The organism is Bacillus sp. FSL R5-0659, from assembly GCF_038008785.1.
GTDB classification, from domain to species: domain Bacteria; phylum Bacillota; class Bacilli; order Bacillales; family Bacillaceae; genus Bacillus; species Bacillus safensis.
On record NZ_JBBOZU010000001.1, the window covers coordinates 1,854,568 to 1,880,588 of the forward strand.

At 41.2% G+C, this 26,021-nt stretch carries 28 protein-coding genes and 1 other RNA gene; 8 read left to right on the forward strand and 21 right to left on the reverse strand.

Annotated elements, in window-relative coordinates:
- Positions 1 to 85: 85 nt before the first annotated feature.
- Complete coding sequence (gene csaA, locus NSQ72_RS09255) at positions 86 to 418, reverse strand: chaperone CsaA (protein ID WP_039179228.1); 333 nt, start codon at positions 416 to 418, stop codon at positions 86 to 88.
- 245 nt (positions 419 to 663) lie between these two features.
- Here csaA and NSQ72_RS09260 point away from each other — a divergent pair, with 245 nt between their 5' ends.
- Positions 664 to 1,143 carry a hypothetical protein gene (locus tag NSQ72_RS09260; protein WP_039179231.1) on the forward strand — a complete coding sequence of 160 codons (480 nt, stop codon included), beginning with the start codon at positions 664 to 666 and terminating at the stop codon, positions 1,141 to 1,143.
- On the opposite strand, the gene NSQ72_RS09265 is transcribed toward NSQ72_RS09260, so the two are convergent.
- The 7 genes from NSQ72_RS09265 to NSQ72_RS09295 form a co-directional block, all read right to left on the reverse strand.
- Complete coding sequence (locus NSQ72_RS09265; protein WP_228285945.1) at positions 1,140 to 2,768, reverse strand: YndJ family protein; 1,629 nt, start codon at positions 2,766 to 2,768, stop codon at positions 1,140 to 1,142. The genes NSQ72_RS09260 and NSQ72_RS09265 overlap by 4 nt on opposite strands.
- Positions 2,758 to 3,366, reverse strand: a complete 609-nt coding sequence (locus tag NSQ72_RS09270) for a DUF4166 domain-containing protein (RefSeq protein ID WP_039179234.1) — start codon at positions 3,364 to 3,366, stop codon at positions 2,758 to 2,760. The genes NSQ72_RS09265 and NSQ72_RS09270 overlap by 11 nt, the downstream gene beginning before the upstream one ends.
- Entirely contained in the window at positions 3,329 to 4,210 is an 882-nt protein-coding gene (locus tag NSQ72_RS09275) for a hypothetical protein (protein WP_064497466.1), read from the reverse strand. The genes NSQ72_RS09270 and NSQ72_RS09275 overlap by 38 nt, the downstream gene beginning before the upstream one ends.
- Before the next feature lie 147 nt (positions 4,211 to 4,357).
- Positions 4,358 to 4,930, reverse strand: a complete 573-nt coding sequence (locus NSQ72_RS09280) for a TetR/AcrR family transcriptional regulator (protein ID WP_058837910.1) — start codon at positions 4,928 to 4,930, stop codon at positions 4,358 to 4,360.
- Positions 4,931 to 4,933: 3 nt separating this feature from the next.
- Positions 4,934 to 5,653: an MBL fold metallo-hydrolase gene (locus NSQ72_RS09285; RefSeq protein WP_058837911.1), complete on the reverse strand. Its 720-nt coding sequence runs from the start codon at positions 5,651 to 5,653 to the stop codon at positions 4,934 to 4,936.
- Between the two features lie 36 nt (positions 5,654 to 5,689).
- Entirely contained in the window at positions 5,690 to 6,163 is a 474-nt protein-coding gene (locus NSQ72_RS09290) for a GyrI-like domain-containing protein (RefSeq protein WP_039179246.1), read from the reverse strand.
- A gap of 54 nt (positions 6,164 to 6,217) precedes the next feature.
- On the reverse strand, positions 6,218 to 7,150 hold the full coding sequence (locus NSQ72_RS09295) for a helix-turn-helix transcriptional regulator (protein ID WP_341083899.1): 933 nt from the start codon (positions 7,148 to 7,150) through the stop codon (positions 6,218 to 6,220).
- 118 nt (positions 7,151 to 7,268) lie between these two features.
- On the opposite strand from NSQ72_RS09295, the gene NSQ72_RS09300 reads away from it, so the two are divergent.
- Positions 7,269 to 7,793, forward strand: coding sequence for a mother cell-specific membrane sporulation protein (locus tag NSQ72_RS09300; protein WP_126681691.1), 525 nt, complete (start codon positions 7,269 to 7,271; stop codon positions 7,791 to 7,793).
- A 31-nt stretch (positions 7,794 to 7,824) separates the two neighbouring features.
- Here NSQ72_RS09300 and czrA read toward each other — a convergent pair whose 3' ends face one another.
- The gene (gene czrA, locus NSQ72_RS09305) at positions 7,825 to 8,154 is read right to left on the reverse strand and encodes a Zn(II)-responsive metalloregulatory transcriptional repressor CzrA (RefSeq protein ID WP_024422670.1); all 330 of its coding nucleotides are present in this window, start codon (positions 8,152 to 8,154) and stop codon (positions 7,825 to 7,827) included.
- 186 nt (positions 8,155 to 8,340) lie between these two features.
- Between czrA and NSQ72_RS09310 the strand changes: the two genes are divergently transcribed.
- Complete coding sequence (locus tag NSQ72_RS09310; RefSeq protein WP_064497471.1) at positions 8,341 to 9,666, forward strand: APC family permease; 1,326 nt, start codon at positions 8,341 to 8,343, stop codon at positions 9,664 to 9,666.
- 97 nt (positions 9,667 to 9,763) lie between these two features.
- Positions 9,764 to 10,426, forward strand: a complete 663-nt coding sequence (locus tag NSQ72_RS09315; protein WP_039179260.1) for a lysozyme family protein — start codon at positions 9,764 to 9,766, stop codon at positions 10,424 to 10,426.
- Between the two features lie 34 nt (positions 10,427 to 10,460).
- Here the strand turns inward: NSQ72_RS09315 and prpB are convergent, their stop codons facing one another.
- From prpB to NSQ72_RS09335, 4 genes are all read right to left on the reverse strand, one after another.
- Positions 10,461 to 11,378, reverse strand: a complete 918-nt coding sequence (gene prpB, locus NSQ72_RS09320) for a methylisocitrate lyase (RefSeq protein ID WP_335373680.1) — start codon at positions 11,376 to 11,378, stop codon at positions 10,461 to 10,463.
- A 12-nt stretch (positions 11,379 to 11,390) separates the two neighbouring features.
- A complete protein-coding gene (locus tag NSQ72_RS09325) occupies positions 11,391 to 12,827 on the reverse strand; it encodes a bifunctional 2-methylcitrate dehydratase/aconitate hydratase (RefSeq protein ID WP_047203848.1) in 1,437 nt (478 codons plus the stop codon).
- A 2-nt stretch (positions 12,828 to 12,829) separates the two neighbouring features.
- Positions 12,830 to 13,972: a citrate synthase gene (gene mmgD / locus NSQ72_RS09330; protein ID WP_058837917.1), complete on the reverse strand. Its 1,143-nt coding sequence runs from the start codon at positions 13,970 to 13,972 to the stop codon at positions 12,830 to 12,832.
- 168 nt (positions 13,973 to 14,140) lie between these two features.
- Positions 14,141 to 14,680 carry a DUF420 domain-containing protein gene (locus NSQ72_RS09335; protein WP_024422676.1) on the reverse strand — a complete coding sequence of 180 codons (540 nt, stop codon included), beginning with the start codon at positions 14,678 to 14,680 and terminating at the stop codon, positions 14,141 to 14,143.
- Between the two features lie 198 nt (positions 14,681 to 14,878).
- Between NSQ72_RS09335 and NSQ72_RS09340 the strand changes: the two genes are divergently transcribed.
- Entirely contained in the window at positions 14,879 to 15,391 is a 513-nt protein-coding gene (locus NSQ72_RS09340) for a hypothetical protein (RefSeq protein ID WP_339207724.1), read from the forward strand.
- 154 nt (positions 15,392 to 15,545) lie between these two features.
- Here NSQ72_RS09340 and NSQ72_RS09345 read toward each other — a convergent pair whose 3' ends face one another.
- The 8 genes from NSQ72_RS09345 to NSQ72_RS09380 form a co-directional block, all read right to left on the reverse strand.
- Entirely contained in the window at positions 15,546 to 16,337 is a 792-nt protein-coding gene (locus tag NSQ72_RS09345; RefSeq protein ID WP_039179273.1) for a LysM peptidoglycan-binding and 3D domain-containing protein, read from the reverse strand.
- A 234-nt stretch (positions 16,338 to 16,571) separates the two neighbouring features.
- Complete coding sequence (gene recQ, locus NSQ72_RS09350; protein ID WP_341083905.1) at positions 16,572 to 18,374, reverse strand: DNA helicase RecQ; 1,803 nt, start codon at positions 18,372 to 18,374, stop codon at positions 16,572 to 16,574.
- A 133-nt stretch (positions 18,375 to 18,507) separates the two neighbouring features.
- A non-coding RNA gene (ssrS, locus tag NSQ72_RS09355) (6S RNA) lies at positions 18,508 to 18,692 on the reverse strand.
- A 132-nt stretch (positions 18,693 to 18,824) separates the two neighbouring features.
- Positions 18,825 to 19,325: a TraR/DksA family transcriptional regulator gene (locus tag NSQ72_RS09360; RefSeq protein ID WP_251180388.1), complete on the reverse strand. Its 501-nt coding sequence runs from the start codon at positions 19,323 to 19,325 to the stop codon at positions 18,825 to 18,827.
- Between the two features lie 91 nt (positions 19,326 to 19,416).
- A complete protein-coding gene (locus NSQ72_RS09365; protein WP_064497474.1) occupies positions 19,417 to 20,064 on the reverse strand; it encodes an SDR family oxidoreductase in 648 nt (215 codons plus the stop codon).
- A gap of 175 nt (positions 20,065 to 20,239) precedes the next feature.
- Positions 20,240 to 20,578: a PH domain-containing protein gene (locus NSQ72_RS09370; protein ID WP_024422682.1), complete on the reverse strand. Its 339-nt coding sequence runs from the start codon at positions 20,576 to 20,578 to the stop codon at positions 20,240 to 20,242.
- A gap of 279 nt (positions 20,579 to 20,857) precedes the next feature.
- On the reverse strand, positions 20,858 to 20,995 hold the full coding sequence (locus NSQ72_RS09375) for a DUF4025 domain-containing protein (RefSeq protein ID WP_075611524.1): 138 nt from the start codon (positions 20,993 to 20,995) through the stop codon (positions 20,858 to 20,860).
- A 49-nt stretch (positions 20,996 to 21,044) separates the two neighbouring features.
- Entirely contained in the window at positions 21,045 to 21,257 is a 213-nt protein-coding gene (locus NSQ72_RS09380; RefSeq protein ID WP_034280596.1) for a DUF6501 family protein, read from the reverse strand.
- A gap of 212 nt (positions 21,258 to 21,469) precedes the next feature.
- On the opposite strand from NSQ72_RS09380, the gene NSQ72_RS09385 reads away from it, so the two are divergent.
- From NSQ72_RS09385 to NSQ72_RS09395, 3 genes are all read left to right on the forward strand, one after another.
- A complete protein-coding gene (locus NSQ72_RS09385; RefSeq protein ID WP_039179283.1) occupies positions 21,470 to 22,954 on the forward strand; it encodes an aldehyde dehydrogenase family protein in 1,485 nt (494 codons plus the stop codon).
- 302 nt (positions 22,955 to 23,256) lie between these two features.
- Positions 23,257 to 25,131 carry a terpene cyclase/mutase family protein gene (locus NSQ72_RS09390; protein WP_341083908.1) on the forward strand — a complete coding sequence of 625 codons (1,875 nt, stop codon included), beginning with the start codon at positions 23,257 to 23,259 and terminating at the stop codon, positions 25,129 to 25,131.
- A complete protein-coding gene (locus NSQ72_RS09395; protein ID WP_341083911.1) occupies positions 25,124 to 25,945 on the forward strand; it encodes a superoxide dismutase in 822 nt (273 codons plus the stop codon). The genes NSQ72_RS09390 and NSQ72_RS09395 overlap by 8 nt, the downstream gene beginning before the upstream one ends.
- Positions 25,946 to 26,021: the final 76 nt, after the last annotated feature.

Below are 26,021 nucleotides of genomic sequence, written 5' to 3' on the forward strand. Positions count from 1 at the left end.
TCTCCTTGAGACACACACGAATGTGGCGTGTGGTTATTCCGCCTCAATACGCAAAAGACATCTTCTCAGGAAGATGTCTTTTTTCTTATCCTATTTTTGTCCCATTTTCAACAGGCTCATCTGTTGCTAGTAATACTACGTCTTCTTTTGACGGCATGCCCCCTAATACAAGCACTTCTGATTTGAACCCTGCAATTCTTCTTGGCGGAAAATTGACGACTGCTACGATTTGCCTGCCAATGATATTCTCAGCTGTATACCGTTTTGTCAGCTGAGCACTGGATTGTTTTAGACCAATCTCTTCACCAAAATCAATCTTGAGTTTTAATGCAGGTACTCTTGCCTCTGCAAAGAATTCTGCTTCGATAATCGTCCCAACACGAATATCTAACGCTAAAAACTGTTCAATATCTGCCATCTGATTCTCTCCTCTTCATTCAAGGGTAAGTTCATTTACTAGAGACATCCATTGTTTTTTCATTGTAGCACATTCATTTCGTAAAAAAAGTGAGTCAAAAAGCCGATTCATCGCAAAATCCAACCTTTAGTTTACATAATAATTTTATTGTCTTGTATTAAATGTTTGCATCCTGAAAATGAATTCAGTAAAATGGCAAATAATCCTACTGCTTCCTCCCAAATATATTGGGGAGGGGTTAACACTTGTTTACATTATCGGATATGTGGACATTTTGCTGGTCGTTTTTCGTCATTCTTCCTATCGTTGCCATCTTGCATCAGGTTGGCCATATTATGGTCGCGTGGATGTTTGGCGCAAAGGTTTCTTTTGCTCTTGGCAGAGGCAAAAAAGTATTGAAAATAGGCGTTGTTGAAATTAGACGTATCTATTTTCTAGATGCATTTTGCCATTATGAAGAAATGAGGAAAAATAACCGATTCTCGCACATTCTTGTCTACCTAGGCGGATCATTATGCAACCTGCTTAGTGTTCTCATCCTGAATACAATGATCGCCAATGATATCCTGCCAGAACATCAATTTTTCTATCAATTTGCTTACTTCTCTGTCTACTATGTATTTTTTGCACTGCTGCCAGTCCAGTATGCAGATCATCATCCGAGTGATGGGCAAGCGATTGTGAACATCATTCGGCACGGTGAACCATGTGACATCATTGACTAACAGGATGGCTTTCGGCTGTCAATTTGATAATGAATCGTTAAAAAGGGAATACCGAATAGCTTCATTTGATGAACTGCTGTGAGACTTTTATCTGTCTCCGGCTTCATATGAAAGCTTTCTTCCATTGGCAGTTTCATGGTGATAAAAGGCGTATGCAAATACAATCCTTCGTCACCGGTACTGCCTTTTGGACATGCACTTTTTAAGAGAAAGTCTTCCTTTTCATTAAAAGGTTTTAAAATGGCGGTCATCTGAGAATATGGAAGCGGCAGCGCAATATTCATATAGCCCGCAGCTGCATCGTGATGATGAGCATAAAGTGCAAAAAAGACCTGCTCCCCTTTTTCGTTGTGACGAATCCACGCCCTGACTTTCTTTCGCTCTTCTTTAGGATGTTGAAATGTAGTCAGACGTCCCTTCATTTCATATGGGATACGAGATGTTCCTAAATAGAGCTGCCCTATTTTCTTAAACATGGGCTGAAGTAAAAAAACAAACGGCCTCACCCACCAATGAAAACAGACTGCTGATTTTAACGTAAATGCCGTCGGATTTTCATAAAACCTCCGAATCACAGGTGATACCCTTTCAGCTGAAAACGTCGTTCCATTTAAATCATCAAGTGAATCGACTAAACCGAGCTTCTCGCGATCATGCATTCTTTCCTTTTGAAAAGAGATCTTATGAAAACGGCCATGCACGCTTGATATCGGAAAGTTCTTCTGTTTCAATTGATCCTTTGGCCCTTCGATCAGCCATCCAATCAGACCTGGTAAAATCACAAAAAAGGCATTGATACTGCCATGAAACCAAATCATCTGATCAATACTGATATAGGTCACGTGCATGAGCATGCCGGCAGAATATAGAAGAGATAGCACGATCGTCGCCATTAAGATGCAGCTAGAAAACACAACCAGCCTTTTTGCCACAGTCGATCGAAACCTTGTTCTCATACAAAGAATGCCGTACAAATAGAGTGCAATGACATATAGCATAACGCTGAACGTATCAAATAGACGGGAGAAGCTAATCCCAACAGCAATCATCACAGGCGACAGCAAAATCACCCAGCCTGCCCCTTTGTATAAAGCTGTCTCTTTTTCTCTCTGTCTCCCTAATAATCCATAGAAAAGCGGGATAAAAAAAGCAGAGTAATGAAAATGAATAGCAGTCAAAAGCACGATGATTGGTGAAAAGGTCATCACCTGTATATCTGCTGTATACAGCCAAAACCAAAGCCCGCCTAAAGCGAGATACATCCATGCACCATCAATCATCAATTCATGAAGCGGAACGGTTCCCCTTTTCAGCAAACGAGTAAAGCCATATAACGCCAAAATGATCGTATACAAAAACCATCCCGATGCAAACAAAGCAGAATGATAGATAAATGCAGCCGTTGCACAAAAAGCAGCTAATGGAAGGGCTTTCATTAAAATACCGAGCAGTACTCCCGGCTTACTCTCACTCTCTTCCTTCGCAAAAAAAGCTAACACTGCAGGAAGGAAAAACAGAATCGCTATCAGTACAAAAAACTCTGCTATCGGACCTGTCATCAAACGGGCGGCGATAAAACAACACATGAAGAGAAGGCTTGATATCAAGTGCCATTTATTCATCATGAGACTCCACCCTTTCAGTAAATCGGCCTTTATATGTAAAAAGAGTGCCAAACAGTCGATTTTTCACATGCACATGAATCGTATACTCATCTGTACGCTCGTCGTAGCCTTCTGTGACATCTGACTCACCATAAAGCCATGAAGGCAGCGGCCACTCACGTCCAAACATCAACAGTTTCTGCTGGCCGGATTGAATGTGAAGGAACCCATACTTTGTTACTGTAAAATGAAGCTCTGACATAAGAAGTCGAGGCTTTCCAAAATAGTCTAGTACTTTATGACTCTTCTCATCAATGATCATATCAGCATCAAAGTGCCTTTCCTTCTTTGGGAAATAAAACGTACGGAACCAGTGCATGCCTTCCTCTCCCTTATTTGTCATAAAGGGTTTATTCACAATTCGGAAGGGAATGTTTTTTCCTCTCTCGGGGAAAAAACAGCGAAAGTGTGGACCAATTTTGAAGAAAAATCGAATGAGCCTCGTTCCGCCGCCTATTTCCTCCATAGTGCCTTCAGCGGTAAACGCACGGTTGTATCTCTCTTTTAATTTTGGATGAAGCTTATCGTAATCCTTTACTTGATGACGATGAACGACCATGTCTACCTCCCCTTTTCCGTTTGATCGAAAATACATCTATACAATCTTTTAAATTAATCATTCCTCCAATGGATAGAATCAAAAATGCACTCATCACAAGCGGCTCATGAAGTGTCGATTGTGGGGATACAATCCCGATACAAAGCATCATCAGCAGAAACACGCTTTGAAGAATGAACAGATATTTCTTTGATAGCTTAGGAATCAGCCACGATACACCTATCAGGGCATAAAATAACCGAAACCCTGTGCTATGATCAAAAGCAGAATGTGAAAATGGGATGACCGCTTGGCAAAGCCAGACGATAGCAAACAGCAAACAAATTCCATAATGGGCAAGGGTTCGCTCCAGTAACAACCGAGGGTGCGTTCCCTTTTCAAGCCACGTCTTTAGTGCGCCAAAACTAAAGGCCGTCATAAATCCCATCATCGGGCGAAAAAGAAATCGATCTGCCCACGCCCATCCTTTTCCGTCTTTCGTTTCGTAATCAAATTGAGTTTGAAACACAATTTGATCGTTCGTTTTTACATATTTCCAATAGCCGCCGCCTTCTTTGATAAAAGACAACGGGTGTGACGATTTAAATTTCAGCGAGGATGCCCGTTCATTCCGTTCATCCATCATTCTAGTTCGATATGCTCCTGTCCCTGTGACACTTACACCAAATCCAAGATGCTTTTCATACAAAAAGGTTTGGGGCTGTTCATCTTGAGGTTCATTTAATGAAATGGTTGAAAAGCGCAAATCCCACTGTTCATGAAGCTTTGGATTTTGCGTATATTCCCATACTTTCTCTAAAGGTGCATGAATGGTTGTTTCCACATAAACAGGCTTTCTTTTCATCTGCCTCTACTCCTCTATGTGAATTATTTCACATAATAAGCATACCATGTTTCACAAAACTGTCAAATCTTTATTCATTTTCTCTTAAAAAAATTCGGCCAAACGGACGCTCCTTTATGATATTGATTTGCTATAAAAAAAGACCTGTCAAATAGACAGATCTTCTTTTTGCAATACTCCTGTGATATATAGCCGAACCGCATAGCTCACACTTTCTTCAAGCTGTTCTTTTCGTTGAAATCCCTTTTTATTAGAAATATCACCGAAGCCGTGCAGTAAGCTTCTCAGTCCTCTGACGACATGCGTCATTTCCTCTTCCTTTACACCAAAGCGTGACATAATGGATTGAACAAACTGAACAAGGCGCTCTGCTGCAAGTCGTACTTCTTTTTCGTTCATATGTGAAAATGCAGCTTCATAAAGACCGGGGTGTTCTCGGACAAATTGCACATATTGTCTGGCAAAGGCTAAAACAGCTGCTTCTTTTTCCAGCCCCTCTGTGACTTGCATCCCTTCCTCACAAAGCATGGACAGCCCCCTTACTGCGAGTGCTGCCTGAATCTCATGAAGGCCGGATACGTGATTGTAAAGAGAAGGCGGTCTGATGTTCAGCCTTTTAGACAATGTAGCAATGGTCAAAGCGGAAAAGCCCTCTTCATCAACAAATGCTGCCGCTGTATCCATAATTTTTTCTTGTGTAATTCCCATTCTTGGAGACACGGTTTACTGCCCTCCTTTTTTTAGCTGGTGCTGCCTTTTACGGACGGCAGCTTGAAGCTTTTCATGAGGTTCAATCATAAGGTCACCATGTCCGGCAGCAAGACAGGATAAGCGCAGCGCTAGTAATTTTTCAGCGCTTTTTAGTGCGGTTTCTGCATCCCATGTGGCAAATGCCGGGAACGGAAAGCTCCACCGAAACTCACCAGTTACCGATAAGCCGCCTTTTGTCACAAGTGCATCACCTGCAATGACAACTCCTGACTTTTCATCGTATAAAGAAATGCTGCCAGGTGTATGGCCAGGTGTTGCAATCACTTTGAAGGGCCCAATCTCATCTCCTTCTTCGACAAGCACATCTGGTTTTGTATGAATATTTTTCATAAAACTGCCTTTGATTTTTTGCTGGGGTTCACTAGGCAGCAAGGAAAAGTCACCTTCAAAAAGGCGGGCATCACGTTTTGATAAATAGACGACTGCCTCGGGAAAAGCCTTTTTCACCTCATCTAATGCACCGATATGATCCATATGGCTATGAGTGAGAATAATCTTATGAATTGGTTTGTTCTTTTTACGGGCAAATTCGATGATCGAGTTCGCCGCCATTTTTAAAGCAGCATCAATTAAAATGAGTCCTTCCTCTTCCTCAAATACATAGCAATTTACCGGAAATAATCGCGGCATCAATGTAAGCTGGTGCAGACGGTCAAAAGTTGTTAATCTCATGATTGCCCTCCTAAAACTAATGTCGTTAGTTTTATATTAACTAATGGTATTAGTTTTAGCAAACATTTTTTCATCCACCGCAATATAAATATCAATTTGCGCTTCTTTTGGATCAATAGATCTTTCATCATACCATTCAAAATCACCTGTATAAGTGCGGTATTGTCGCTGATCCCACGTCCAAATCTTGTGCCATGCTTCAAGCACAACCTCTTCAATTGGTCCCTTTCTCGTTTGAAATCTTGCGTAGGTGGACGCAGGAATCTCTATGACATGATCTCGATGCTGCCTCGCGAACTGCCCAGCCGTGAATAAATACGAGCCATGTTCATCTTTTTCATAATCTGAATAAAGCCCTATGACTGGGGCTTGTCCCCCATGAAGCTGCTGCGCAAAAAATTCCTGCCAAAGCGGCGCAATCTTCCGCTCTTTTGTTTGCTCTATTTCGTTTGTAGTTCGAACAGACAACCCTTTGATCCATTGTTTTTCTAATGTCACGATATCGTACATACATTCTCAGCTCCTTTTCTCCCATCATATAAAAAGAAACCTGACAACTGTGTGTCAAGTTTCTAATCTCTTCATAAATTGTTTTAATTTGAGATCAAACGCTTCCTTGATGTGCTGAGGTGAAAGAATGTCGACGTCCGGTCCTAAATGGAATAGGAAACTGTGTAGCCAATCATCTTGCGGCACGGTCAATGCTGCCAAATAGGTTCCATCTGAACTGACGATCAATTCGTTCTCATCCATCCATTCCTTCACTTTGCCAACTGATGCTTCCGTTAACCTGAGCGTGAGCGTTGTGACTGAAGGTTCTTCATGCCAAGAGTCATTCCAAGGCTTCTCTTCATTTTTGATTCTTTTCGGCCTGAAATATGCTGAAATGGTGATGAGGTCTGTCATTCTTGTCAGCTTGAACAGACGAAAAGCTTTTTTCACACAACAGAACGCATACAAATACCAATGCCTTCCTTTTAAGACTAGCGTATAAGACTCCACTTTCCGTGGAAGTGTTTCACCTTTTGCATTGCGATAGGTGAACTGGATGAATTGATGCGCGGAGGCAGCGGTATGGATCAGCTGCAGCTTCTTCTCAGCCTGGCTGTCTTTCCCCCATGAGCTTAAATCAATAAAGACATGGTGCTGTTTCTCACTTTCATGAGTTTGTCGCGGAATAAGAGATTTGATTTTTTTCAGTACATGTTCACTTTCTTTAAAGGAATATGCACTCGTCATGCTTTCAAGGGCTGTTAAAATAAGTTCAATGTCATCATCGGTAAATAATTTTTTCTCTAAACGATAGTCGTCAACAAGCGAAATGCCTCCACCTGCTCCTTGTATTGTCACAACAGGAATCCCGGCTTGATTGATGGTCTCAATATCGCGATAAATCGTCCTCACACTCACTTCATGAAGTTCAGCAAGGTCTTTCGCCTGGACTTGCTTCTTGCTAATAAGCAGCATCACAATAGACAAAATACGATCGATTTTCATGCCTTTTCCTCTTTTTCATAAATGTAGGTTTTGATTTGATAAAAAAAGAAAGAATGGTAAAGATAAGGAACAGCCAGCATTCATTTACATCCCTGCACATGCAGGAGGAGGTTGCATCATGACACATCACGTGTGGCAATTATTCATAATTGGAGGCATTATGCTGATCTGCATCATCTTTCGAATGAAACGTATGAGACGCTATCAGCTTGTGCGCCCAATCAGTCTTTTGATGAGAATGTATGTATTTGGACTCACTGCCCTTATTCTCTTATTAGAAGGCTGGCAAAATCACAGCATTTTCATCTATGCCGCTATTGGTATGCTCTTTGGAAGCAGTCTGGCCGTTCATGCCTATGAGACGATCCGGATGAAAGAAGAAAATGGCCGTCTTTATGTGAAAACGAGTAAATGGATTGAAAGCTTCATTTTATGCTTATTTTTATCTAGACTTAGTTTTAAGCTGGGTGAGCTGACAAACTATTCGCTCACAAAGATTGGTGTCGTTGAACTGTATCAGCATATTGTGAGTGATGATGCTATGACCATGCTCAGCTTTTTTCTGTTAGCTGCTTACTATGTCGTTTTTTCTTATCAAATGATGAAAGCAGGTAAACGATCAGCACATATGCATCATGCGTAAAAACCTTCCTATATGAGTAGGAAGGTTTTTATTAGTCATGCTGCGCATGGTGAATCATTTGTTCAAGTACTTCCATCACATGCTGATCTTCAGGGCTGTAAAAAATCGATGTCCCTGCTCGTCTAGATTTCACGAGACGAAGGTTTTTTAAAAAACGGAGCTGATGAGAAACAGTTGATTGCATGAGATTCAGCGTTTCCGCGATATCATTGACCGAGTATTCACCTTGAGACAGCAGGTGCAGAATGCGAATACGTGTCGGATCAGATAAGGCTTTAAACGTTTGGGAGACAAGAAATAAGCTTTCTTCATCCAGCTCCATCCGTTCCTGTTCTTGATTTGTATTCAGTTCTTCCTTCATTTCGCTTCACCTTTCTTGTTAGTCAAATCACGACTTATTCTATGTATCATCATATACTAAAACGTGCGGCGTGCAAAGCGGGCACACTTTAGAAAAAAGATTTATTCAAATAGCATTGACACTTGGTAGCATTCTTTTTAAAATGAGCATTATTTATTCATTTTTTTAGAGGAGCTGATAGGCAAATTGACTGAAGAGCCAAGACTAAAACGCAGCCTGACTGTCTTTCCACTTGTTGTGATCGGGCTTGCTTATATGGATCCACTTGTCGTATTTGATTCATACGGCATTGTTGCTCAGCTGACGAAAGGACACGTAGCTGCAGCTTATATATTTACGCTGCTTGCATTACTATTGACAGCGCTTAGCTATGGGAATATGGTGAAGGCTTTTCCAAAAGCAGGATCTGCTTATACATATGCGCAAAAAAGTATTCATCCTCATGTCGGCTTCCTTGTGGGCTGGACACTTTTACTGGATTATTTATTTCTGCCTATGGTGAATTTTGCGATCGGAAGTGCTTATTTAACTGCAGCCTTTCCTGATGTACCTCATTACATTTGGATCATCATACTTGCTATCGCCATAACGACTGTCAATGTAATCGGTATTCGGCTTACAGCCAACATTACGGCGCTATTTGTGACGTTTCAGGTCATTGTCGCCGTCACCTTTGTTGGGTTTGTTATTTATGGGCTCACGCAAAACGCTGGCAGTGGAGAGTTATTGTCAGCCCGGCCTTTTTATTCAGCGAGCTTAGATCCAGCGCTTATTTTTTCAGGAGCGACCATTTTATGTTTCTCCTTTCTAGGATTTGATGCCATTTCGACGATGTCTGAGGAAACCATTAAACCCAAAAAGACGATTCCGCTTGCCATTTTCTTAACAGTTGCGATTGGAGGCGTACTGTTTACGTTGACGTCTTATTTTTTGCAGCAGGTGTTTCCAAATTTTCAGCAATTCAAACATCCTGATGCAGCCTCACTTGAAATTGCAGAATTTGTGGGCGGCGCATTTCTTCACTCGTTCTTTTTAGCCGGCACAATGGTCGCTGTCATTTCTTCCTCCTTATCGTCACATGCGAGTGCAGCAAGGCTTTTATATGCAATGGGAAGAGATCAATCGTTACCGAAGCGTTTCTTCGGGTATATTCATCCGACATTAAAAACCCCTGTTTTTAATATTTTATTAATCGGGGCTTTCTCCTTAACCGCAGTCGTTGGCGAACTTGAAGTCATTTATTCCTTTATCAGCTTCGGCGCGTTAATTGGATTTACCTTTGTGAATTTGTCTGTTTTTGCGTACTTTTTCGTCAGACAAAAACAAAGAGGTGTTCTGAATACATTGAGATATGCAGTGATCCCTCTATGCGGGACGGCGTTTTGTATTTGGCTGTTAACGAGCATCAGTACAAATGCATTAATCATTGGCATGATTTGGCTGATGATCGGTTTTATTTATTTCTGCTTCAGGCTGAAAACAAGGTCTGAATTTACGTTTGGATATGATTGATTATAAGGTTTTCACTTGGTATCCTGCTTAGGATATGTCATAATAAAAAGGCTGTACTTCCCTTTTAAAAGCGGGGCAAAACAGGGGTGAACTGACCTTGAAAAAGAAAAAAACAGGATGTTTTGCCATTTCAGGCTGTTTCACGATTTTTCTCTTTGTTTTCGTATTAGCAGCCATTGCCATCTCCTTTAATCAAAAGGAGTTAAAAAAGCTGCCGATTGATACGGAATCAATTGTTTTGTCGAGATTGGATGATTACAAACCGCTTGTAGAAACAGAGTTAAGAGATCAAGATTTAGATCAGTATACCGCGTTAATCCTCGGTATGATGTATCAAGAATCAAAAGGCAGAGGCGGAGATCCAATGCAGTCCTCTGAATCTCTTGGTTTGAAACGAAATGAAATCAATGACCCTCAGAAAAGCATTAAACAAGGAGTCCATCATTTTTCGACTATGTACAAGCATGGGAAGAAAAAAGGCGTTGATTTGGAAACCATTATTCAAAGCTATAACATGGGAATCGGCTATATTGATTTTGTTGCAAAAAACGGGGGAAAACATTCCGAGAAATTGGCAAAGCAATACTCCAAAAAGCAAGTGAAACGAAACCCCAAGGTCTATACGTGCGGCGGCAACAAAGATAACTTCCGCTATCCGTATTGCTACGGTGATTTCACTTACGCTGAAAAAGTAAAAGAAAAAACGAAAACAGTTGAAGAAAAGATGAAATTGGCTTCATCATCCACACCATCATCGTAAAAAAAGCACTTCCGTCAAGGAAGTGCTTTTCATTTTATTGCTGTTCTTTCCCAATTTCCGGAAGGATTGTTTTTGCTAAATGCTGATCCATTTCCTCATACTCATCATAATGAATCGTTTCATAAAGCTCTTTTCTCGTTTGCATATCCCCAAGTATCCCCTGCTGCGTTCCCTTTTCCATGATTTCTGTAAATAAACGCTCATACGCTTTTGCAGCGACTCTGAGTGATGACACAGGGTAAATGACCATTTGAAAGCCAAACATTGAAAATTCGTCTGCATGATAATAAGGCGTCTTACCAAACTCCGTCATATTTGCAAGGAGCGGACCTTTAATATTGTTTGACGCATGCGTGAAATCCTCTGCTGTGATGAGTGCCTCAGGGAAAATAGCGTCAGCTCCTGCTTCTACGTAAAGATTGGCCCTGCGGATGACATCCTCCATTCCATTTACGGACTTTGCATCGGTTCTCGCAATCACCAAAAGCGTTGGTGCCGCTTGTTTGATGGCTTTGATTTTTGCGACCATTTCTTCTACTGGAACGAGTGATTTCCCATTTAAATGCCCGCATTTTTTCGGCATTTGCTGATCTTCAATTTGAACAGCTGCCACCTTGCTCTCAACCATTTCTTTTGCTGCTCTTGCTGCATTTAAAACACCGCCATAGCCTGTGTCCATATCGACCAAAAGCGGCAGCTGGGAAGCTCGAATTATCTCTTTCGCTTTTTCTGCCATTTCTGTTGAATGGATCATGCCGAGATCAGGCAGCCCTTTGCTGGCACAAAAAGCGGCACCTGATAAATAGAGTCCTTGAAAGCCCATTTTTTTTGCATAGAGCGCAGACATTCCATCGTGAACGCCTGGAATTTGAAATAAAGCTGATTTGTTCATTTGTTCTTTAAAGGCTGCGGCTAAATCAGCCTGACTTGTTTCTTCATTCACGATCCACACGCTAGCTCCCCCTTATATAACGAATAGGTCCATAAATGCTGGTACTGTTGTTGTTTTTAACTGATTTGGATTTTGGCAAAGTGATACAATTTGATCTACTTGTTTTTGTGGAAATCTTGTCTTCAAATGATAGACCCACTTCTTTTCAAGCAGCGGAATGCCTTCCTGTCTTCTTCTGCGATGACCAAGCGGGTATTCAATTTCAATTCGGTCTGTCATCGTCCCGTCTTTAAAGAAGATTTGTACACAGTTTGCAATTGATCTCTTTTTCGGATCTAAATAATCCTCTGTGTAACGTTTATCCTCTTTCACAACCATTTGATCACGAAGACGATCAATTACCGGATTTTGCGCCGTTTCTTCTTCATAATGGTCAGCTGTCAGTTCACCATAAATCAGTCCTATGGCTGTAATATACTGCAAGCAATGATCACGGTCTGCCGGATTATAAAGCGGCCCTTTCTTATCAATAATCCGAATTGCTGACTCATGTGTCGTAATCTCTACCCGGTCAATTTCATCTAAACGATCTTTTACAGCGTCATGCAGCATCACAGCCGCTTCTGCAGCAGTCTGCGCATGGAACTCAGCAGGATAAGCAATTTTGAAAAGAACATTTTCTATGACGTATGATCCAAGAGGCTGGGCGAGCGTAAGTGGTTTTCCTTTCATAAGAACATCTTCAAACCCCCACTTCTCTGCACTAAGCGGCGTTTGATAGCCCATTTCCCCTTTTCGTGTCATCATTGCCAGTCTCACTCCGCGGCTTGTTGCATCCCCTGCTGCCCATGATTTCCTAGATCCTGTGTTTGGGGCGTGGCGATATGTTCTAAGCGGGGAATTATCAACAAACGCTTGTGATAACACATGCTGGACTTCTTCCTTTGTTCCGCCAAGCATTGCACATACAACTGCACTTGTTGCCACTTTGACAAATAACACATGGTCCAATCCATTTCGATTCAGACAATTTTCTAAAGCGAGCACACCTTGAATTTCATGTGCCTTGACGATTGCATGCAGTACGTCATTCATCGTTAGCGGCTCTTCTCCGTTTGCAAGGCGAGTTCTGCTGATATAATCACTTACAGCTAATATTCCGCCTAAGTTATCTGACGGATGGCCCCACTCCTGTGCAAGCCATGTGTCATTATAATCTAACCAGCGAATCATACAGCCAATATCAAAAGCCGCTTGAACAGGATCTAGCACAAACGAAGTGCCGGGAACTCTTGCTCCGTTAGGTACGACTGTTCCAGGTACGATGGGACCAAGGTGCTTCGTACATTCTGGAAAATTGAGCGCAAGCATTCCGCACCCGAGCGTGTCTATGAGCACATAACGCGCGGTTTCAATGGCCTCTTTGCTCGTAATTTCTCCGTCTACTGCATAGGCAGCAATTTCTTCTAATAGCTGATCTGTTTGATTGGCGACTGCTGTTTTGTTCATATTCATTCCCCCGTTTTTCCATCATCATTTGAAACCTTTAATCCTCTTGGCCCTAAATACCGGACTCTCGGTCTAAAAATGCGATTATGCAAATGCTGTTCAATAACATGAGCGGCTAATCCACTAGCCCTTGCAGCAAAGAAAATGGGTGTATAAAGTGAAATAGGAATTCCAAGCACGTAATAAATAGGAGCGGCGTAATAATCAAGATTCGGATAGAGGTTTTTCTGCTCTTTCATGTATGCCTCTCCTGCTACACACATGTCATATAGCGTTGTATCTCCCTTTGATTCAGTAAGCGTTTTCAATGAACGTTTTAAAAGAGCGGCTCGCGGGTCCATTTTTCTCATGTATACTCTGTGGCCAAAGCCCATCATTTTTTCTTTTGCGGCTAATTTTCGTTCAATGAGCGCAAGAAATCCTTCCGTTGTTTTTCCTTCAAGAAGCATGTGCATGACAGCTTCATTTGCTCCTCCGTGGAGGTCACCTTTTAATGAAGAGATCGCTCCAGTAAAAGCACCATACATGTCAGAATGCGTGGATGCAATGACTCTAGCTGCAAACGTTGAATTCGGCAGCTCATGTTCACTATATAATGTAAGTGTTTGGTCAAAAGCGGTGATTTCGTCTTCGGTCGGGGTGCGTCCAGTTAGCATGGATAAAAAGTTTTCAGTGTAGGATTTGGTCTGATCTGGAGAAATAGCGGCGTCTTTTGTGAGAATATGATAGCTTCCAGCAACAATGGCGGGCAGCTGGCCTAGTAATCGAACTGCACGCTTCACTTGGCACGCTTCTGATCGATCATGTAGTGCATCATCGTACCCTGCAAGAGCAGATAAGCACGTTCTCATCGCATCCATAGGGTGAGTGGTTTTTGGCAGCTTCGTTAAAATGGTTTGAATGGTTGGATGTAAGTTCGTTTGTGAGGATATATCTTGCTGAAATTGGTGATATTCCATCGTATCTGGTAATCTTCCATAAATGAGCAGATAGGCTGTTTCTAAATATGTCTTGTTTTGTGCTAGCTCAATGAGGTCGTACCCGCGAATCACAATTTCCTCTTGCTCCACATCTAAATATGATATGGACGTTTCGCTTGCCACAATGTCTTCAAGCCCCGGTTTATACTGCAATTGTTCAGTCATCATATAACCCCCGTTTCGTCCAATTGTTGATCTCCAAACGAGCAAACGGCCAAAAATGATGTGAATCTATAGATGGGAAGATACCGTGCAAGTCGGATATCCAATTTCCATTCTATCCAAAGCACTTCATCTTGTAAATAAAAGAACGTATGTCCAGTTGGACATACGTTAGCTGTAGTATGGAGAAATCATGATATAGACAATGACGCCAGTGAGACTAACATAGAGCCAAAGCGGCATCGTCCAGCGGGCAATTTTACGGTGACGCTCAACCTGCATCTGTGCGCCTCTAAATAGTGTAATCAATGCAAGTGGTACAATAATTGCTGAAAGCACAATATGTGTAATCAAAATAAAGAAGTAAATTGGACGGATGATCCCTTCTCCTCCGAAGTGTGTATCAGCTGCCATTGAATGATATGTCACATAGGAAATTAAAAAGACAAGTGTTGTTGAAAATGCAGCAAAGATAAATCGTCTATGTGCTTTAATGTTCTTTTGTTTAATCATAATGAGTGCTGAAAGTAAGAAGATAAACGTAAAGCTGTTCATCACGGCATTCAGTAAAGGAAGAAATGTAATGTCCAGATGACTAAATTTATCTGTTTTTGGCATTAAAAATAATAAAGCGATTAATCCGTTTATGGCAATTGTTAAAATGACAACAATGCCGGTGAAATTTTTCGGTTTTTGATTCTGTTCGTTCATGTTTGAAAACCTCTCTTTATTAGTTCCGACTAAGAGTATGTTATTTAACTTTCTCTATAAAGTCAATGAATTCGCTGTCTTCGTCGAATTTTAGACAAACTTGCCGATTACTGGCGTTCTAACGGCTTGAAAGATCCATCCACTTCCTTTAGAATTGGAATTTATGTGGTTTTTATGATTTCTTATATGAAAGGAGTAATGGACTTGTCAATCTTACAGGAAACAACCAAAGATGTGAAGACGTTAGAGGAAGAATTACAGCAATTGCAGTTTCAAATGTATCGAATGCAAGAAAATATGAAAGATATTTCGAAAAAAGCAAAGATCATTGGCATTGATCAGGCGAAAGAAGACGAATGGATGATTGTCTCTGCCATTGAAAGTGCGGATACATGCAAAATCATGCTCAGCGATTGTGAAAAAGCTTTTCGCGGACAATCTGATTTTTCCTTAATCGCGGAATATCCTGAAGAAGGAAAGATTCACATTGCTGATATTAAAGGCCCTCCCGATAATGGATACGGCTCAATCTGTATGAAGCATTTAAAAGAAATCGCAAGAGAGCAGAACATTCCAGTCATCACAGGTGACCTCGTCAAAAGAGATTGGAATCACGTGGACCGCTTGATTCACTTTTATGAAAAGCACCAATTTGATGTCCAAATTAATTGGGAAGAACAAAGCGGGGAAATTTATTGGGTGGACAGCTAACGCCAAAAAACCAGCGTGTGTGATAGAATATACGCTGGTTTTTGTCGAAAATGCAAATTTTTCTGAAAAATATGTGTTTTTTTGACCAAAAAAAGGGTACAATAAAAGCATCAGGCCGCCACCTGATGCTTTCTTTCAAAAAAACAATAGATTACTAGTTAAGTACTTTCACTTTGACTGATTTTACGCCCCAATTTTTTGCTTGGGATTTGCTTGGTACATGTACATCAATTTTGTTACCTTTAATTGCGCCGCCAGTATCTGCTGCGGTAGCTTCACCGTAGCCTTCAACATAAACCTTACTTCCTAATGGAATGACATTAGGATCTACTGCAATGACTTTCGCATTTGGGTTTTTGTTTAAGTTTACCCCTGTTGCAGTGATACCTGAGATGCCACCATCATTTGCTGTATAAGCCGTAGCCGTTACAGTCAATTCTTTTTGTACACTTTGACTAGCAGAAGATGATTCTGCTTTAGCTGTTTCCTTTTTAGGAGCAGCTTTTTGTGTTGTTTGCTCTTTTTGGACAGGCTCCTGTTTTTGTACAGGCTCTGAGCTTACCGGAGCTGAGCTTTGACCAGCAACACTTAGTGTTGAACCAGTCACAATTATATCTGAGTTTAAGTTATTCCAAGACTTAATATCGCTAATTGACACATTGAATTTTTGAGCGATTTTCCAGAGGCTGTCCCCCTTCTGGACTTTATACTGCTCCTGAGTTTTCTCTTTTGAAGAGATTGTCAATTTATCACCTACATAAATCATGTCTGTAGATAAATTGTTCCAACCCTTTAGGTCCTTTAGAGACACATCATTTTTTTGAGAGATTCCCCAAAGTGTATCACCTTTCTTCACAGTGATTTCCTTTGCAGAAGCTTGCTGTGCTCCAAATGCTGTTGTTGAGATTGCTGCAACAGCAACCAAGGACATAATAGTCTTCTTCATAAAGTAAATCCTCCCTTGTTAGCTTTTTATGGCGGCTAACGAGTGCTATCGTAACATATGTAAATGTCAATTCAATAACAAAACGATATGTTTTAGATTACAGTTCCTTTACATGAAACATCTCTCTCCATTGGTAAATCAGACCACAAAACAGCTCAATTACCCGCCATATCAAGGTTTTGAAAGGATCAGAAACCTCCTGTTGAAAACGTGTCCAAACGCAGCGAAAAAAATTTATTTTTCTTCTTCAACCTCTTTATTTTTCTCTTTTTCTATAAATAAACGGATTTCTTCTAGAAAAACATCCCCGTATTTCTCTCTTTTTTGAGCGCCTATTCCCTTAATATGGAGTAGTTCTTCTTCTGTTTTAGGCTGAACGGCTGACATTTCCTTCAAGGTTTGATCAGAAAATACAACAAATGGCGGAACGCCCTGCTCTCTTGCCAGCTTCATTCTCACCGCTCTCAGCTGCTCAAATAATGCATCGTTTTCTTGAATCGCCTCTCTTTTAACTGCCTGCTTTTTATACACAGCCTCTTGTCCGACTAACACTTTCTTCCCTTTATGTGTCACTTTTAATGTTGGATAAGCCCCTTCAGACATGTGCAAATACTCTTCTGCAATTAAAAATTCGATGAAATCACTGATTTGCTGGGCTGATTGCTGCTTCATTAAAGCGTATGTAGGAAGACGGTCGAAACCAAGATCAAGCACTTTTTTATTTTTAGAGCCTGCCAGTACTTGAGCAATCATCATTTTTCCAAATCGCTCGTTCATTCTAACCGTACACGATAAAACCATTTGCGCTTCTCGAGTGACCTCTTCACGCTCTCTTTCATCAAGGCAATTGCTGCATTTTTGGCAAGGAGTACTTGTTGATTGATCAAAGTAGTCCATCACAAATTGCTGCAAACATTGCTCAGTATGACAGTAATCCACCATTTGTCTTAGTTTAAGCAGTTCATGCTGATAGCGCACTTCATCTTCTGTTGACTGTTCAATGAGGAAGCGCTGCATTCGTACGCCCTGCGGCGAAAACAGTAAAATACATTCACTTTCAAGACCGTCCCTGCCTGCGCGCCCAGCTTCTTGATAGTAGCTTTCAATATCCCTTGGAATTTGATGATGAATGACAAAACGGACATTTGACTTATTAATTCCCATGCCAAATGCAGATGTAGCGACCATGACCTGGATGTCATCATTTAAAAACAGGTTTTGCTGCTCTTCTCTCACATCGTCATCTAACCCGCCATGATAAATGCCAGCTTTGATCTTTTGTTTCTTTAGCCGATTGTAAATGTTTTCAGCTTCTTTTCTTGTAGCTGTATAGATAATGCCGGACTCAAGTTTGTTTTTCTTCATATAATGTGTGATAAAGCGGTCACTATTTTCTCCTTTGACCACCTGAAAAGACAAATTCTCTCTAGCAAACCCAGTAAAAATGGTTTCTTCTTCGTTCATGCCAAGCTGTTCACATATATCTCGGTGGACCTTTTTCGTGGCTGTAGCCGTTAGCGCGACAATCACTGGCCTTTTTGTCAATTTATCTAAGCATTTTTGAATAAAGCGATAGCTTGGCCTAAAATCATGCCCCCACTCAGATATACAGTGCGCTTCATCAATTGCGATTAAAGGGATCGTTAACCGATCAAGGAGCTGAAAAAAACGTTCATTTTGTAAACGTTCAGGTGTGATATAAAGCAGCTGATATTCCCCATCTGCACATTTTTTCAGCCTTTTATTCATTTCAGCTGCAGAAAGTGTGCTGTTTAAAAAGGACGATCGTATGCCCATCTCATTTAGCGCATCGACTTGATCTTTCATTAAAGAAATTAGCGGGGATACAACGATCGTTGTTCCTTCCATCATCAGGGCAGGAATCTGGTAACAAACCGATTTCCCTCCGCCTGTCGGCATAATACAGACGGTATCCTTCTGTTTGTTTACAATCGATTCAATGGCTTGTTTCTGTCCCTGCCTAAAGGTGTCAAAGCCAAAGTATTGTTTCAGGAGTGCTTCTGCTTGTTCTAACATCCAATTCCCTCTCCGTCTTTTGTTTTGTCTATTTTAACATACATTCCTTCTTCATCCGGCGGTCTGTGCAATTTCGTTTTTTCACAAAATAAAAAGCCATTTTCCGAAATGGAAAATGGCTTGAATCATCCTAGGAAAAGCTGCGGATGCCGTAATCTAAGTAAGAAAGTTTTAAACCACCACTCCTCAAAGTGGGTGTTTGCAGAAACGTTCCTGTCTTCCTCTCTAGGAGGCATGACATTCCGGCTTCAATATAAAACTCCCTATTACAGCTTAAAGGTTAAAACTTAATTAACGTTACGCGCATCGCAGCCTTTAAACTATACTACACGAAAGTTAATTAAATTTCAAGAGATCTTTTTTCTTTGAAATACTCATTTATACAAGATTTTTGTCCACGAGTACATATGGAAACATTATTCTGAAAAAATTTAACCTTCTCATATATTGCTATTTTTCTTCCTCCACATCAACATCCTGCTCTTCCTCGAGTCTTTCATACGTATCTGAATGCATTTGATCAATTGTTTCTCTATTCGTTAAATCACGCATTTGATCGGAGAATGAACGGTCAAACTCGTTTGGATCTTGAGTCGTTTCCTCATTTTTCTTTGCACCAATTGAAAAGCGTGTATATGGAACTGCTTTTAAACGCTCATATGGGATCTCTTTTCCTGTTTTCTCACAAATCCCATATGTTCCGTCTTCCATTCGTTTCAGTGCTGCATCGATTTCACCTTCAAGCTGATCATCGACTTGATCCAGCGTTTGTTCTGTCATGCGGTCTAAATAGATGCTCCCATGATCAGCGATATGATTCCCAACACCATTTGATATCTCACTCGATTCAACGAGCATCGATTCTTCTTTCTTTTTTGATCCCTTCACATCTTCTTTTAGTTGAATCAATCTTTCGTATAAATCAGCTTGTTGTTCTTTCGTTAAGCCCACGGTCAATCACTCCTTTCTCATTACCTTCCCGCTGCAAGGGAAAAGAAAACATCAAAAAAGCCGCCGCCTATTTGGCAGCAGCTTTTGTCTCTTACAGATGGCGAAGTGCTTCTTCGATTGGTTTATCGCCTTTAATCAAGTCAAAGGACTTATTTTTCACATTCGATTCTGTTAAGCTCTCCACAAGAACAATGGCTACGTCCTCTCTTGAAATCTCGATGTTCTGATCATCTGGAATATGCTCGGCAGCTTTAATCTTTCCTGTCTTCTCCTCATGCAGCAGGGCGCCCGGGCGGACAATCGTATAGGAAAGACCAGACTGTTTTAAGTGTTCATCAGCTTTTCTTTTCGCTTCATAATAAGTTTCCATACTTCCTTGCCCTTTTCCCTGGTTCGGGTCATCGGCATTATAGGAACTGAGCATAACAAAATGCTGGATGTTTTCTTTTTTCGCTGTATCAACGAGGCGTTTTGCCCCTTCTTGATCGACCGCAATGGTCTTATCCGCACCTGTTTTTGAGCCTGAACCAGCTGCAAAGATGACAGCGTCTGCTTGTTTCACAGCATCTGTCACATCTTTTTCAAGATCACCGATGACAGGTGCTGCACCAAGTTCTTTTAGCGCATCAGCTTGTTTTTCATCTCGAATGAGAGCAAGCGGCTCATGTCCTTTTTCTTTTAAATAACGAACGACAAGTCTACCTGTATGTCCATTTGCTCCTGCAACTAACACTTTCATTGTTCATTCTCCTTTCTGTATCTGTTTCATCTTTAACCTTTTTTGCTATCATTCAAACACTTAAGCAGAAAAAAGCCCTTCCCATCAGATGGGAAAGGCTCAGAAATGTGCGATCTATGAAAATAAGAACGAAGAATGAGAAAAGTGCATATGATCTATGTAATCGCAAGATTGATCAGCAAAGATGTTTTGTCAAAATGGCTTGCACATCACTCAAATCCGTCTCTTTGGAAAAGTCGAGTTCAAATACTTTTGAGCTTGTGACAAGCAGCATACCTGTGTCCTGATCAAACACGCCAGCTTCTTGAATGGCAAAACTTTCAATTGATCGATACGGCAAGGAGACCCTGACTTTCTTCTTAGAAAATACGCGGTTATCTCCAAAGATCAGTCGTTTATTTGTAAAGCAAATTTGGTCGTGACGCAGTCTGTAAACAGCCTCAATTCTTTCCCCTTCAATCAATAAGGATTCGAATTTCTTATCATTTTGTTTACTGACAGAAAAAATACCCACGTAAACCCCCTCTTCCTGCATCAAATTCCTTTATGACAAAACGGCCACACGGCTCTGTGGGTACGTTTTATTCTCACTTATAGAATACGCTATAAATGATCGTTATTCCATTACGAATAGATTAAATTTCATTTAACTTTTTCTTTTTGATCCGATGCTCTTTCCTCTATTTATTTAGACTGTTAAAGCAGGAAAAAAGTTTCAGTTCTTTTCGAGAAAAAATGCTGAATCATTCCAATAAAAAAACAGTGATTATGACAAATCACTGTTTTTAAATGCCTATTCGTCTTTTGGTGTGTCAATCGTTCCCTCGGCATACACATCAGAAATCTGTTCAAGCGTAATCGCCATATCAGCATCTTCGTGTTCATGCCATGCATTTTGATTTTTCTGCTCATCATTTTGCTGCTTTTTCATCATCATCACCCTTTACTGTTTTTCTTAGTATGAGTGATGACCCTCAAAATCATTCAGCAGAAATATCTTCGAAATACTCTTTGTAATACCCGCCTACTTTACCCGTATTATCAACGACAAACAGGAATTCCTCTGTTTCATTTTTCACTTCATATGTGTTTCCAACCGTTAATGCCCGGTCGACCATATATTTTTTCGCGTTTGTATGTACACATTTTACTTGTTTTAACGTTTGAGCTGTTTGCCAGTTTTGATGGATCATGATTTAAAAACTCCTTTTTTCATCTATACATTTATTGTAGCCAAATTTTCGCGAAATGCAATGAGTGTTATGGATTGCTTTCAAACATGTCGTGTAATATGATAATTGTATACGTTTACATTTTTGTGCGTATACTGTTTCGTTGCATGTCCGCTTTTCTCACCTAGAACTCGCAGAAAACAATCCATATCTTTAAGGAGGTTTGTTTATTTATGAGCTCTACAACACTTCAAATTAGTTCAAAACTCGAATCTTTTCTCCAAGGGACGAAAAAACTCTACATTAACGGTCAGTTTGTCACAAGTCACGATAATAAAACCTTTGCTACTCCTAACCCAGCCACAGGCGAAACCCTTATTGATGTATATGAAGCAGGTGAAAAAGATATTGATGAGGCAGTAAAAGCTGCAAAAAAAGCCTTCCATGGTCCTTGGCGCTCAATGTCTGCCGCTGAACGCGCCCGCCTCATGTTCAAGCTTGCTGATTTAATGGAAGAAAATCAAGAAGAGCTTGCACAGCTTGAAACTTTAGATAATGGAAAACCAATCAATGAAACAACAAATGCAGATATTCCCCTCGCTATTGAGCACATGCGCTATTATGCGGGCTGGACGACAAAAATGAATGGACAAACCATTCCTGTCAGTCAAGGATATTTTAATTATACCCGCCATGAGCCGGTTGGCGTTGTAGGACAAATCATCCCATGGAACTTCCCGCTGCTCATGGCCATGTGGAAAATGGGTGCCGCACTTGCAACAGGATGCACCATCGTTTTAAAGCCAGCCGAACAAACTCCACTCTCTGCTCTTTATTTAGCAGAATTAGTGGACAAAGCCGGCTTCCCAGAAGGCGTGATTAACATTGTTCCTGGATTTGGTGAAACAGCCGGAAATGCCTTAACTGAACATCCTGATGTGAACAAACTTGCCTTCACAGGGTCAACAAGCGTTGGAAAATTAATTATGGAGAAAGCGGCTAAAACCATTAAGAGGGTCACATTAGAGCTTGGCGGAAAATCACCGAATATTATTTTACCTGATGCTGATTTAAAGAAAGCCATTCCAGGTGCTTTAAATGGCGTCATGTTTAACCAAGGTCAAGTATGCTGCGCGGGTTCCAGAGTCTTTGTTCACCGGAGCCAATATGATGAAGTGGTCGATCAAATGGCCAAATATGCAGGATCACTCAAACAAGGCGCTGGTCTTCATCAAGATACACAAATTGGACCTCTTGTAAGTAAAGAACAGCACGAACGCGTATTAGGCTATATTGAAAAAGGTAAATCCGAAGGGGCAACAGCCGTTGTCGGTGGCGATTGCCCTTATGAGGCTGGCTATTTCGTCTCCCCTACGATTTTTAAAGATGTAGAAGATGAAATGACCATTGCCAAAGAAGAAATCTTCGGACCTGTTTTATCTGCAATTCCTTACGATTCCATTGATGAAGTGGTCGAACGGGCCAACCAGTCTGAATATGGATTAGCAGCAGGACTTTGGACAGAAAACTTAAAGCATGCCCACGATATTGCTGCACGTCTTGAAGCAGGAACGATTTGGGTCAACTGCTATAATGTCTTTGATGCCGCCTCCCCGTTTGGAGGATATAAGCAATCAGGTCTTGGCAGAGAAATGGGGTCATATGCCCTTAACAACTATACAGAAGTCAAAAGTGTATGGATTAATCTCCAAGACTAATGACGTCAAGAAAGCCTTTGACCCTGTCATCGGCTCAGATCGTTGACAAAGTGCTAAAATGATTTTTATTTTAGCACTTTGTCTTCTTTTCAGCGTGATAGAAAACCTTTGCAGTCTAGGAAGGACGAGCACTGGCGCGGAGCGAATTGTGACATTCGTGAGCACCAGCGCGCAGACCTGACACCGAATGCGAGGGTTTGTCTACACGCTGAGCCGGTGACCCTGTCATCGGCTTTTTTTGTGTTTGCATGTGACAGGCCGGCTCCTGAATATAGTATGAAAGGAAAGGAGCATGGCCGCATATGCAAGATTTTCAATTGAAAGTAAACGAATTTATCGAAGAATTGCACATACAAATGCAGCGAAGACAAAGAGAAGATGGCGCCTTTGTTTTCTGCTTTGAAGGTCCTATGATGACAAATGCTTTTTTGATTATGCTGTTAAAGGCTGTCGGTGATTCGGATCAGGCTTTGGTTCATCAATTAGCAGAAGCGATACGCGAAAAACAAAATGAGGATGGGTCTTTTTCTTTGCATCATGATCAAACGGGACATGTAACTGCCACTGTGCAGGGCTATTGCGGAATGCTCGTATCAGGCAGGTTTCAACAAGATGAGCCTCATATGGAAAAAGCAGCGCAATTTATACGTTCAAAAGGCGGATTAAAGAACGTTCACTTTATGACAAAGTGGATGCTCGCCGTCAACGGCATGCACCCTTGGCCGTATTTCTATGCACCACTTTCCTTTTTACTCATCCCTACATACTTTCCGCTGCACTTTTATCATCTTAGTGCATATGCAAGAATTCACTTTGTACCAATGATGATTGCACTCAACAAACGATATACCTCTCATGAGACATTTCCAAGCTTGGCACACCTTGATGCAAACATGTCTAAGAATCCATTTGACTGGTTTATGGCAAGAGAAGAACGTTCCGCTCAACACTTTCTGACTTACATGCGATCGTATACAGCACTCGACAGCCGGCTGGACTTTTTCGGATATGAAGCAGCAAAGCGATATATGTTTGATCGCCTTGAAAAAGATGGCACGCTGTACAGCTATTTAAGTGCCAGTATTTTTATGGTCTATGCACTTATGAGTCTTGGGTACTCCCCGGGACATCATCTCATTTTAAAAGCAGTCAAAGGCATGAAAAAACTAGTCACTGTCTGTCAGGGCAGAATGTATGCAGAAAATTCCACATCCACAGTTTGGGATACAGCGCTTGTCAGTTATGCTTCTCAAAAAGCTGGCAAAAAACAAGAAGACCCAGTCATCACTAAGTCTTTCTCATACTTGCTGAACCGGCAGCAAATGAAGAAAGCAGATTGGGCGATTCATAACCGTCATGCTGCCCCGGGAGGCTTTGGTTTTTCAGATATCAACACAAATAACCCTGATTGTGATGATACGCAAATTGTCTTAAAAGCCATTCCGCGAACATACGCACCAGTTCAATGGAAACGAGGATTTCATTGGCTTCTTTCCATGCAAAACCGTGACGGCGGATTCTCTGCTTTTGAAAAAAATCAAGATCACTTCCTGCTTCGACATCTGCCGCTTGAATCTGCGGAGGATGCAGCGATCGATCCATCGACTCCCGATATTACAGGCCGCGTGCTTCATCTCATTGGTCTTGAAGAGAAAAACATGTCACCACCCGTTCACAGGCAAAAAGATCAATGTGTCAAGTGGCTCCTAGATCATCAAGAGAAAAATGGATCATGGTTTGGCAGATGGGGTGTTTGCTATATTTATGGAACGTGGGCAGCATTAACAGGACTAAAAGCGGCCGGCATCCCCTCCACCCATCCTGCTATTCAAAAAGCGTGCCGATTTTTAAAGCAGATTCAACGAGAAGATGGCAGCTTCGGAGAATCGTGTAAAAGTGCAGAGGTAAAAACGTATGTCCCCCTCCCGTTTGGCACAGTGGTTCAGACGGCTTGGGCAGCAGAGGCACTTTTACAATATGAGAAGCCAGATGACAAAGCGATTTTAAAAGCCATCTCATTTTTGATCCATCATCAGCACACGAGTGAAGCCTTGCACTATCCAGTAGGCATTGGCCTGCCAAAGCAATTTTACATCACCTATCATAGCTACCCATTTGTCTTTCCCATGATGGCTTGTTCCACATTTTTAGAAGAAATGAGGCGTAAGAATGAATAAGGAAGAGTATCGAATGCAGCTCAAAGAGTGGCTTAACTCCATTCAACCCGCGATTCAAGATGACAACATCCGTCAAAAAGTAGACCATTTATGGTTTTCAATGGATGATGAACATTCCAGTGAACAAGAGTGGTACGAACTGGCCGAACGTATTTCTGAGGACATGAAACCACAAGAAGACATGCGAGAGGTAGCAGCGGGAAATCATAAGCTACCTCCTCTCCCTTACCGGTATGATGCACTAGAACCGTTTATTTCAAAAGAGATTATGTATTTGCATCACCAGAAGCATCATCAATCATATGTTGATGGTTTGAACCAAGCTGAGCTTGCATTAAAAAATGCAAGAAGAACCAATGATTTTAAAATGATCAAGCATTGGGAAAGAGAGCTTGCCTTCAACGGTGCGGGGCACTATTTACATTGTATTTTTTGGTTTTCCATGAGTCCTTCAGGAAAACGAAAGCCCACTGGACAAATGCTTCGTCTCATTGAACAATCATTTGACAGCTATGACGCATTTAAATCTCAATTTTCAGCAGCGGCCAAACAAGTAGAGGGTGTCGGCTGGGCCATTCTCGTATGGGCGCCCAGATCCCAACGATTAGAGATTTTACAAGCAGAACGCCATCAATTTTTGTCACAATGGGACGTAATCCCTCTTTTAGCCCTTGATGTATGGGAGCACGCCTACTATCTTCAATATCTGAATGAAAAACCAAAATACGTAGATCGTTGGTGGAGTATAGTTGACTGGCGTGAGCCAGAAGCAAGGCTTAAGCAAGCACAGCAAGTGAAGTGGACCCCTTTTTAAAGACGATGCTCCATATAGGCTCATGCTTATATGGGGTGTTTTTAGTTTACATAATTAAATTATTAACACCTTTATA